Raw genomic sequence first — 11,083 nt, forward strand, 5'->3', positions numbered from 1 at the left:
TTCTAACCGGCACCACATCAGCAGCGATTTCGATACCGTTATTTTCGATCGAACCTACGTTATAAAAATCCGCATTACTAAACCCAAAGAAAGATGGATTTTGAGTGAATAATAATAAGTCCTTTGTGTTTCTTTGATACACATCCACACTACCGGTCACTCTATTATTGAACAACCCATAATCAAAACCTGCATTAACAGTACTTGTTTGCTCCCACTTTAAATTACTATTATACGGTTGTGGTCTAAAGGTGTTATAAAAAGTGTTTCCAAATTGATATTGAGCCGTACTATTAGAAATTAAGTACAATGGGATAGATGGATAACTAACCCCAATATCCTGTTGACCTGTTATACCATATCCTCCACGAATTTTGATACTATTGATTGCCGAAACATTCTTTAAGAAATCCTCCTCGTTTAATTTCCAAGCTAAAGCTACCGCTGGAAAATTAGCCCAACGATAAGTCTCCGTGAATCTTGAAGTTCCATCACGTCTGTACGACGCTGTAATCAAATACTTATCAGCGATTGTAATATTTGTTCTCGCAAAAAACGATTGAAGGTTAACACGAGATGGAACAGTAGGATCTTCATTGTTGACGTTATTTTTAAAATCAAAGGATGAAGATGTATTTGAATCTCTAAAATCCTGATAAGAGTAACCACCTGTTACATCTAGTTGCGTATCAATCGAAGTGATTTTCTTGTTGTAATTTAAAAACAAGTCCATCAACTTATTGTTTCTGGCAGCAGTACTTACATATGTATTACCAGCTAGTGACCCAGCGAACCCTTTTAAAAATTTTGGCGAAGTCCCACCGTATGATCTACCACTTAATTGATCGTACCCTAAGTTAGCAACCGCTTTAAGTTCTGGTAAAAAATGCATTTTATATTCCGTTTGGATATTTCCAATACTTCTATAAGAAGTTCCGTAGTTGTCAAACTGCTCAATCAAAGAAAGCGGATTTCTACCTGCTAACTGATTAATTTCCGTTGGTGAAGTATACCATTGGAAAAATGTTCCATCAGGATTTCTAACCGCTTGTGAAGGATCAAAACCTATTGCTGCTCCAATTGCTCCACGATTACTGTAATCATTTTGCATCAAAGACGTGTTATTATTTAGCTCAATCTTTAAATGATTGTCTAAAAAATTACCTGTAACACCAACTCCCAAAGTCGTTCTTTGAAGGTTGTCACGTTTAAGAATACCATTTAAGTTAGCATACCCTACAGAAGCGCGATACACTACATTATCTGCACCACCACTAAACGAAACGTTGTGATCAGTTCCTACTGCCGTTCTATAAATTTGATCTTGCCAATTAGTAGTAGCAGTTCCAACTAAGGCTTTTTGAGCGGCTGTACCGTTTGCTGTAATAAACGCTTTAAATTGGTCTGTGCTTAAAGCATCAACCTGTTTAGTGATTTCCGAAACTTGCAAACTACCATTGTAACTCACCTGCATTTCACCCGCTTTTCCTTTTTTGGTAGTAATAATAATAACACCATTAGAAGCACGAGATCCGTAAATAGCAGTTGCCGATGCATCTTTTAAAACGGAAATAGATTCGATGTTATTTTGGTTTATTGTAGTTAATGGATTTCTTCCTCCATTAATTCCTCCTGCTGCAACTGGAACTCCATCGATCACATATAAAGGATCGTTATTTGCTGAAAGCGACGACCCACTACGTATTCTAATGGTCGCTCCTTCACCAGGAGAACCTCCACCGTTTGTGATTTGTAAACCGGCTACTTTACCTTGAATCATTTGATCTGCAGATGTTACCGGTCCTTTATTAAAGTCCTTGGCAGTCAAAACTGTTACAGCACCTGTAGCATCTTTTTTCTTTACTGAACCGTAACCTACTTGAACAACTACCTCTTGTAGTTGATTTTGATCCTCCTCAAGAACAACCATCAACGCTTTTTGAGCGCTGTACGTAACAACAGTATTTTTGTAACCAATGAAAGAAAACACAATTGCGTCTCCCTTTTTAACATTGGACAACTGAAATTTTCCGTCAAAGTCTGTTGAAACTCCTTTAATTGTTCCTTGCACATTTACATTTACTCCGGGAATGGGTTGTTTTGTAACATTGTCCAAAACAGTTCCATTGATCGTATTCTGAGCCAGAATACTAAACGGGAATAGCAGTACTAAAAATAACAACTTTTTATAAATTGTTTTCATACGTTTTGTTTAATTTAATTGGTTTTTATTGTGCTTTACCTTTACTTCGAATGTTAAATTTATGTAAAATAATAAGCGCTCGACAAACAGCTTCTGAAATTGACTCACGAAAACGTGATAGTGTTGAAAACTTTCTGTTTTCTTTACTAATTTTAAACTTAAATTGCAGGAAATTAAACCAAATGGTGTTTTTTTTAAGAATATAATTTTTATTGATAATACAATCATGAAAAGAAAGGTAACTCTCAAACAAATTGCAAAAGAATTGGACGTATCTATTTCAACCGTTTCTAAGTCATTAAGGAACAGTCTAGAAATTGGAGAAGAAACCCGATTGAAAGTGCAAGCTTTTGCTAAATTTTACAATTACAAACCCAACAATATAGCGCTGAGCTTAAAAAACAGAAAGACAAAAACCATAGGTATTATCATCCCTGAAATCGTACACCATTTTTTCTCGACAGTTATCAATGGAATTGAGCAGGTAGCCAATGAAAACGGCTATAGTGTCATTATTTGTCTATCCGATGACTCTTTCGACAAAGAAGTACTTAACCTTGAAATGCTAGCGAATGGTAGCATTGATGGTTTTATCATGTCACTTTCGAAGGAGACACAACTAAAAGGCGATTTTCATCACATCACTGAGGTTATCAACCAAGGAATGCCTGTCGTAATGTTTGATCGGGTAACTAATGAAGTATATTGCGACAAGGTAATTATAGACGATAAATCAGCCGCTTACGAGGCGGTACAAAGTTTAATTGATAAAGGCCGACGCAAAATCGCATTAGTCACTACCGTTGATTATGTGAGCGTTGGTAAATTGCGAACTGATGGATACACCAAAGCACTATTGGACAACAATATTGAGTTTGATGAAAATTTAATTATCAAAATTGAAGATGTTGACAATTGCGAAATTATAATTGCACAACTACTAGAAGACAAAGCAATTGATGCAGTTTTTGCAGTTAACGAATTATTTGCAGTTACTTGTATTAAAACAGCAAATAAATTAGGATTAGATGTACCTAAAGACCTTGCGGTTATTGCCTTTACAGATGGCATAATATCAAAATACTCTACTCCAACAATCACAACAGTAAGTCAAAGCGGCATAAAAATGGGAAATAGAGCTGCGAAAATTTTAATCAATCGCCTTGAAGCCCAAGAAGATGACAAAGAAGAGGAGGAAGAAAATTATAAAACTGAAATTATTGAGACGCATCTGATCGAAAGGGAATCAACGAATTAAAACTTTTTTGTTACAAAAGCATTAACTACAACGGTGTAGTTAAAAATATCTAAATATATTTAGATGCAAAAAATAAAAGTGTAGCAAAAAAAATTATATTTACAACCAATTCAAAGCTTCTACTTTTACTTCGAAAAAACAAGATTAGTTTTGATAAGCATCGCGCTTATCGTATCAATACAATAAATTACGATAATGGAAAAGCGAAAATTAAGTTTTTGGGAAATTTGGAACATGAGTTTTGGATTTCTCGGAATACAATTTGGTTTTGCCCTTCAAGGAGGGTTTATGTCTAGGATTTTTCAAACACTAGGCGCTAATGTAGACGACATTCCTGGTTTATGGATTGCCGCTCCCTTAACTGGATTATTGGTCCAACCTATAGTGGGTTATCTTTCAGATAATACTTGGAGTCCAAAATTCGGAAGAAGAAAGCCCTATTTCCTAATTGGTGCAATTTTAGCCTCTATTACTTTATTTATCATGCCGCACTCACCCGTTTTATGGGTTGCAGCAGGTTTGCTTTGGATTTTAGATTCCACCATTAATATCAGCATGGAGCCATTTCGTGCTTTAGTAGCTGATAAATTACCTGAATCACAACGGTCTAATGGATTCGTAATTCAAACTTTAATTATTGGTATTGGAACATGGATTGCAAGTAACCTTCCTTGGTTGGTTACAAAGCTTGGGGTGACTAACGAGGCAGCTGCTGGGGTAATTCCTCCTTCGGTTGTTATTGCATTTTCAGTCGGAGCCTTTGTGTTTTTAATTAGTATTTTATATACGATTTTCACCACCAAAGAAGATCCACCAGCTGATTTAGTGCAGTTTAAGTTAGAGAAAAAAGAATCTCGTTTCATTACTGATCTAATCCAAAGTTTAAAAGAAATGCCAGCGACGATGAAAAAACTAGGTTTGATCCAGTTTTTTAGTTGGTTTGCCTTTTTTACTATGTGGAGCCTTTCTACACCTGCATTAACGGAGCATGTTTTTAATGCCCCTAAACCAGACAATAAGGAGTATGCTAAACTTGACTCGCAAGGAGACGCTTTAAAAAACGATGCTAATGAGGTTATTTTCCTTTCAGACCAAAAAGCAATGGAGTACAAACAAAAAGATAAGGAGTTTAATGATGCCGCGGATTTAGTGGGTTCCTCAACAGGAGTTTACGGTTTATCATCCATGGCATTTGCTTTATTACTCACCTTTTATACTGCCAAAAACAAAATTAATAGGAAGTTCATTCACATGGCGTCCTTGCTACTTGGTGGCTTAGGTTTCATTTACATGTTTTTTGCCACTCCAGCGACGTTAATGTACTCGTTTATATTAATAGGTTTTGCTTGGGGAAGCATTTTATCCATGCCGTACGCAATGCTCTCCAGTGCGGTAAATCCAAAAAAAATGGGAATGATGATGGGGCTTTTCAATATGTTTATTGTTATTCCTCAAATTATTGCAGCGCTAGGCGGAATCAACTTCTTTTATAAACTAATAGGAGAAGCACACATTAACGCAATGATTTTGGCTGGTATCTCACTTATAATAGCCGCCTTATGTAATTTATTGATTACTGATAAAAATGCCATTTCTGGATAAAAATTTTAAAATGACACACAAAAAAGCATTTATATTCGATTTAGATGGTGTTATTGTCGACACGGCCAAATACCATTTTTTAGCTTGGCAAAAAATTGCCAACGAACTAAATATAGATTTCACATTAGAACATAACGAACTTTTAAAGGGAGTAAGTCGGGTACGCTCACTAGACTTAATTTTAGAATTAGGAAAAGTAACCGTTTCACAAGAAGTAAAGAACAAATGGTTGACTCAAAAAAACGAGGAGTACCTTACCTACCTTGTTGATATGGATCAAAGCGAACTGCTACCTGGCGTTATAACTACTTTACAATTTCTTAAAGATAAAAATCAGCCTATTGCTTTAGGTTCAGCAAGTAAAAACGCTCGACCTATTTTAGAAAAAACAGGAATAATAAGTTATTTCGATGCTATTGTTGACGGTAACGATGTTACAAACGCCAAGCCGGATCCTGAAGTATTTTTAATAGCTGCGCAACAATTAGGTATTACCCCTGAAAATTCAATCGTTTTTGAAGATTCAGTTGCCGGAATTCAAGCTGCTAATATTGCCAAGATGACGAGTATTGGTATAGGTGACAAAAAAAACCTGTACGAAGCTCAGTTTATTTTTGATGACTTTACCCAAATACAAAAAAGCTTTTTAGAAAACCTTATTAGCAAGTAAAACTGCTAAAGCAACGAAACACATAAAACGAAATCAAGAGTATAAACCAATCGTTTTACTTTTTTTAGAACTTAAAAAGACAACAATGAATCAAGATTATATAAAACCCGATAATTGGTCGATCATCGAAGAGGGCTTTGATCGCGAAAGTGTCAAATCATCCGAAAGCTTATTTAGTATTGGAAATGGTGCCATGGGACAACGCGCTAACTTTGAGGAAAGCTACAGCAGCGAAACCTTTCAAGGAAGCTATATTGCTGGTATTTACTATCCCGATAAGACAAAAGTGGGATGGTGGAAAAATGGATATCCTGAATATTTCGCAAAGGTTTTGAATGCTCCTAACTGGATTGGGATTGACATTGAAATAAATGGCGAAAATCTTGATTTGAACCTGTGTAAAAATGTGGCTAACTTTCGACGTGAATTGAACATGAAAGAAGGTTGGTACAATCGCTCTTTTGAAGCAACTTTACAAAACGGAACCGAAATAGCAGTAAACATTCGACGTTTTCTATCTTTAAATCTTGACGAACTAGGCTGTATTAATTATGAAATTACACCGCTTAATAAAGATGCTAAAATAGTTTACAAACCCTATATCGATGCTGGTGTAACCAATGAAGATGCCAACTGGGAAGAAAAATTCTGGGAACCTTTAGAGGTTAAAAAAGCAGGAAATGAAGCTTTTGTAACAGCGCAAACATTCAAAACGCATTTTAAGGTTACAACGTTCATGCAAAATACTATTTTGGAGAACGGAAAAAGAACTGCAATCTCACCAGCAAATATTGACACAACCACTGACCGAATTCAGTTTAGTTATGATGTGTTGGTGGCTCAAGGCCAAAAATCATCTATTCAAAAACTTGGAGGATACACCGTTTCTTTAAATCACAGCAATACTGTTTCAGCTGCTGAAAAAGTAATAAAAGAGGCATTGTCTATTGGATACGACCAGTTATTACAAGATCAAATAGATGCGTGGGCAAAAATTTGGGAAATGTCAGACATCACTATTGAAGGAGATGTAAAAGCACAACAAGGTATCCGTTTTAATATTTTTCAGTTAAACCAAACCTATCTAGGAAAAGACAGCCGACTAAACATTGGACCAAAAGGATTTACCGGTGAAAAATATGGTGGATCAACCTATTGGGACACTGAGGCCTATTGCATCCCATTTTATATGGCGACCAAAGACCAAGAAGTGGCTCGTAATCTATTGACCTATCGCTACAATCAGCTCGATAAAGCTATTGAAAATGCAGAGAAACTAGGCTTTACTAATGGCGCAGCCTTGTATCCTATGGTGACCATGAATGGTGAGGAATGCCATAACGAATGGGAAATCACTTTTGAAGAAATTCATAGAAATGGTGCTATTGCTTTTGCAATTTACAACTACCATAGATATACGGGTGACTATAGTTATATTCCTGAAAAAGGTTTGGAAGTTTTAATCGCTATCGCTCGTTTTTGGCATCAAAGAGCGACTTTTTCAACTCACAAAAACCAATATGTTATTTTAGGAGTAACAGGTCCTAACGAATATGAGAACAACGTCAACAATAATTTCTACACCAATTATATTGCTAAATGGTGTTTAGAATATACATACGATCAAATTCAAAAAGTATCTCTAGAATATCCTTCGGATCATAAACGCATTACTGAAAAAGTAAAAATCACCGATACAGAACTGCAATCTTGGAAAAAAGTATCTGACAGTATGTACTTCCCTTTTAGTGAAGAGCACAATGTCTATTTACAGCAAGATGGATTTTTAGACAAGGAACTGGTACGCGTTGCTGATTTAGATAAATCACAAAGACCAATTAACCAAAAATGGTCTTGGGACCGCATTTTACGTTCGCCTTACATTAAGCAAGCGGATGTATTGCAGTGTTTCTATTTCTTTGAAGATCATTTTTCAAAAGAAGAATTAAAAAATAATTTTGAATTTTACGAATCTTTTACCGTTCATGAAAGTTCCTTATCGCCTTGTGTACACTCCATCCAAGCCGCATTGTTGGACAAAATGGATATGGCATACACTTTTTACTTACGTACTTCTAGGCTAGATTTAGATGATTACAATAAAGAGGTTGAAGAAGGGTGTCACATCACTTCTATGGCAGGTACTTGGATGAGCATTGTTGAAGGATTTGGTGGAATGAGAGTAAAAAACAATCAATTGCACTTTTCGCCAAAAATCCCAAAAGAGTGGGAAGGATATTCCTTTAAAATAAACTTTAGAAATCAAATAGTAACTGTAAATGTCTCTCATGGCAATACAACCTTTACTGTTGATGGAGACAACGCAATCGAAATTGTATTGAATGATGCTGTGATGAATGTAACTCCTAAAGCAGTTACCGCTTAAAAGTATTTAAAACCGGCAAGTCGGTTGAGAATAAAGAGTAGAATTAAAGTAACCAAACAATCCCAAATTCATTTGGGATTGTTTACTTATACCAATTACTAACACACCAATACATGTATTTTAAAATAGTTAGGAAAGTAAATCTTTATCCCTATTATTTTTAATACGCTTATTTTGGACTAAATTTGAATACTATGTTCGTACAACATACATCATCGATACGAAGAATAACCTTATTCCTTTTCTTTATGTCATTAAGTCTAACCGCTCAAATCAATAAAATCGAACCACCCTTTTGGTATGCTGGAATGCAAAATCCTGAGCTTCAAATTCTTTTTTATGGAGAAAATATCGCGGCTTATGATGTTACGGTATCGAATGGAATTCCTATTTCCGATATTAAAAAAACCGACAACAAAAATTACCTTTTTGTAACAATCAGTACCCAAAACATTCCTGCATCAGACTTGTTGTTTACTTTTAAAAACAAAGACAAAGCAACAATTAGACAAAAATATTCCTTAAAGCAACGTCGCGCTAATTCGGCTGAACGCCAAAGTTTTGATTCATCAGATATGATTTATCTCCTTATGCCCGATCGTTTTGCTAACGGAAATACCAAAAATGATAGTGACGCTACAACCACCGAAAAATACAATCGGGAACTTCCCGGCGGTAGACACGGTGGAGACATACAAGGAATTATAAATAATTTAGAGTACCTCTCCGCTTTAGGCGCCACTACGATTTGGAGTACGCCCCTTTGCGAAGACAATGACAAGGAATATTCCTATCACGGCTACGGTCAATCCGATGTTTATAAAATTGATCCTAGATATGGAACTAATGAGGATTATGTGAGGCTTTCGGCGGCATTGCATCAAAAAAACATGAAACTCGTAATGGATTATGTGACTAATCATTGGGGAATCAATCATTGGATGATCAAAGATTTGCCAACAAAAGATTGGATCAATCAGTTTGAAACCTATACCCAAACGAATCACAAGAGAACAACTATAACAGACATTCATGCTTCTAAAATTGATGAAGAAACCTGTGTAAAAGGTTGGTTTGTACCCTCCATGCCTGACTTAAACTTATCGAATCCTTTAGTACTAAACTACCTTACTCAAAATGCTATTTGGTGGATAGAGTATGCGAACTTAGATGGTTTCAGGGTGGACACTTATAATTACTCGGATCCACAAGGAATTGCAAAATGGACAAAAGCCATAACGACTGCTTATCCTAATTTTAATATTGTGGGTGAAGTATGGATGCAAAATACCTCACAAATGGCCTATTGGCAAAAAGACAGCCCAATTGGCAAAATCCAAAATTACAACTCGAACTTGCCTTCGGTAATGGACTTTACGCTTTTAGATGCATTGGGCAAAGTATTCAATGAAGATGATGGTAGCTGGGACAAAGGAATGATCAAACTCTATGATAATTTCACCAATGACTATTTGTATGCCAATCCCAACAATATTTTAGTCTTTGCCGAAAATCATGACACCAATCGTTTTAATGAAATTTATCAAAACGATATTCGAAAATACAAAATGGCTATGGCTGTACTTGCAACCGTTCGCGGTATCCCTCAATTGTATTACGGTAGCGAAATAGGGATGAGCGGGAATAAGGAAAAAGGCGATGCCGACATTCGACACGATTTCCCTGGCGGATGGGCTGCAGACGCATCTAATGCATTCCTGCCAGAGGGAAGATCACAAGGTCAGAATGACTATTTTGATTTTACAGCCAAGCTTTTTCAATGGCGAAAAAAAACCAAAGCTGTTCACCTAGGTAAAATGATGCACTACATTCCTGAAAATAATGTGTACACTTATTTCAGATACGATGATGATAGTACCGTAATGATTGTTTTAAACAACAATAAGGATACTACAAAACTGAGCACCAAGCGTTTTGCCGAAAATATTCAAAAACACACAACAGCAAAAGACATCCTTACTAACAAAATAATTGACATCAGCTCTGAAATCGAATTAGAGCCAAAGTCGGTTTTAATTTTAGAATTACAATAAAACGCATAAAAACCTATTCAGCAATGAAAAAAAATATACTAGTACTATCTACAATCGCAATTGCTCTCTTAGCTAGTTGTAACGCAACGAAAAAACCAACAGAAACCACAACTGCAGTTACAACCAAGAAAAAAGTACCCTTTGTTTGGGAAGCAGCCTCCGTGTATTTCTTAATGACAGACCGTTTTAACAATGGCGATAAACTAAACGATTTAAACTACAACAGAATTAAAACTGCAGGCAAACTACGTGGTTTTGAAGGTGGCGACATCAAGGGTATTTCTAAAAAAATTGATGAAGGCTATTTTGATAAGCTAGGAATCAATGCGATTTGGTTTACCCCAATAGTAGAACAAATACACGATGCTGTCGATGAAGGAACAGGCCTGAGCTATGGCTTTCACGGCTATTGGACGAGGGATTGGACCGCGTTAGATCCCAATTTTGGAACCAAAGAAGATCTAGCTAATTTGGTAAAAAAAGCCCATGCTCACGGAATCCGAATCGTACTCGACGGTGTCATTAATCATACAGGACCCGTAACTGATGTGGATACCGTTTGGCCTAACTATTGGGTTCGTACTAATCCAACATGCGACTATAAAAACTTCGACAACACCACTTTGTGTACCTTGGTGGCTAACTTACCTGATATCCGAACAGAAAGTACACAAGATGTAGACCTGCCTCCTTTTCTTGTAGAAAAATGGAAAAATGAAGGTCGATACGATCAGGAAGTAGCGGAACTGGATGCCTTTTTTAAACGAACAGGCTACCCAAGAACACCGCGCTACTATATCATAAAATGGTTAACTGATTACATTACGGACTACGGTGTAGATGGCTACAGAGCCGACACCGTAAAACATACCGAGGAAAGCGTTTGGGCTGATTTCAAAAAACAATGCGA

The 11,083-nt window shown here is 36.3% G+C and carries 7 protein-coding genes; 6 read left to right on the forward strand and 1 reads right to left on the reverse strand.

Going from position 1 to position 11,083, the window contains the following annotated elements; genetic code table 11:
• Positions 1-2,203, reverse strand: a 2,203-nt coding sequence (locus tag P8M54_RS06570; protein ID WP_300286460.1) for a SusC/RagA family TonB-linked outer membrane protein, incomplete at its 3' end; no start/stop codon positions are given.
• A gap of 226 nt (positions 2,204-2,429) precedes the next feature.
• On the opposite strand from P8M54_RS06570, the gene P8M54_RS06575 reads away from it, so the two are divergent.
• From P8M54_RS06575 to P8M54_RS06600, 6 genes are all read left to right on the forward strand, one after another.
• Entirely contained in the window at positions 2,430-3,461 is a 1,032-nt protein-coding gene (locus P8M54_RS06575; protein WP_300286462.1) for a LacI family DNA-binding transcriptional regulator, read from the forward strand.
• A 195-nt stretch (positions 3,462-3,656) separates the two neighbouring features.
• Positions 3,657-5,063, forward strand: coding sequence for an MFS transporter (locus P8M54_RS06580; protein ID WP_300286464.1), 1,407 nt, complete (start codon positions 3,657-3,659; stop codon positions 5,061-5,063).
• A gap of 10 nt (positions 5,064-5,073) precedes the next feature.
• Complete coding sequence (gene pgmB / locus P8M54_RS06585) at positions 5,074-5,733, forward strand: beta-phosphoglucomutase (RefSeq protein WP_300286466.1); 660 nt, start codon at positions 5,074-5,076, stop codon at positions 5,731-5,733.
• Between the two features lie 85 nt (positions 5,734-5,818).
• Positions 5,819-8,119, forward strand: coding sequence for a glycoside hydrolase family 65 protein (locus P8M54_RS06590; RefSeq protein WP_300286468.1), 2,301 nt, complete (start codon positions 5,819-5,821; stop codon positions 8,117-8,119).
• A gap of 194 nt (positions 8,120-8,313) precedes the next feature.
• Positions 8,314-10,173, forward strand: a complete 1,860-nt coding sequence (locus P8M54_RS06595) for a glycoside hydrolase family 13 protein (protein ID WP_300286470.1) — start codon at positions 8,314-8,316, stop codon at positions 10,171-10,173.
• A gap of 23 nt (positions 10,174-10,196) precedes the next feature.
• A partial coding sequence (locus P8M54_RS06600) for an alpha-amylase family glycosyl hydrolase (protein WP_300286472.1) occupies positions 10,197-11,083 on the forward strand: 887 nt, incomplete at its 3' end.

This window comes from Flavobacterium sp. (assembly GCF_029242675.1).
In the GTDB taxonomy this organism is placed as follows: Bacteria; Bacteroidota; Bacteroidia; order Flavobacteriales; family Flavobacteriaceae; genus Flavobacterium.

Bases quoted from the DNA above. Each gene is read 5' to 3' on its own strand.
- pgmB (WP_300286466.1), top strand. From the start codon at position 5,074: ATGACACACAAAAAAGCATTTATATTCGATTTAGATGGTGTTATTGTC.
- P8M54_RS06595 (WP_300286470.1), top strand. From the start codon at position 8,314: ATGTTCGTACAACATACATCATCGATACGAAGAATAACCTTATTCCTT.
- P8M54_RS06590 (WP_300286468.1), top strand. From the start codon at position 5,819: ATGAATCAAGATTATATAAAACCCGATAATTGGTCGATCATCGAAGAG.
- P8M54_RS06575 (WP_300286462.1), top strand. From the start codon at position 2,430: ATGAAAAGAAAGGTAACTCTCAAACAAATTGCAAAAGAATTGGACGTA.
- P8M54_RS06580 (WP_300286464.1), top strand. From the start codon at position 3,657: ATGGAAAAGCGAAAATTAAGTTTTTGGGAAATTTGGAACATGAGTTTT.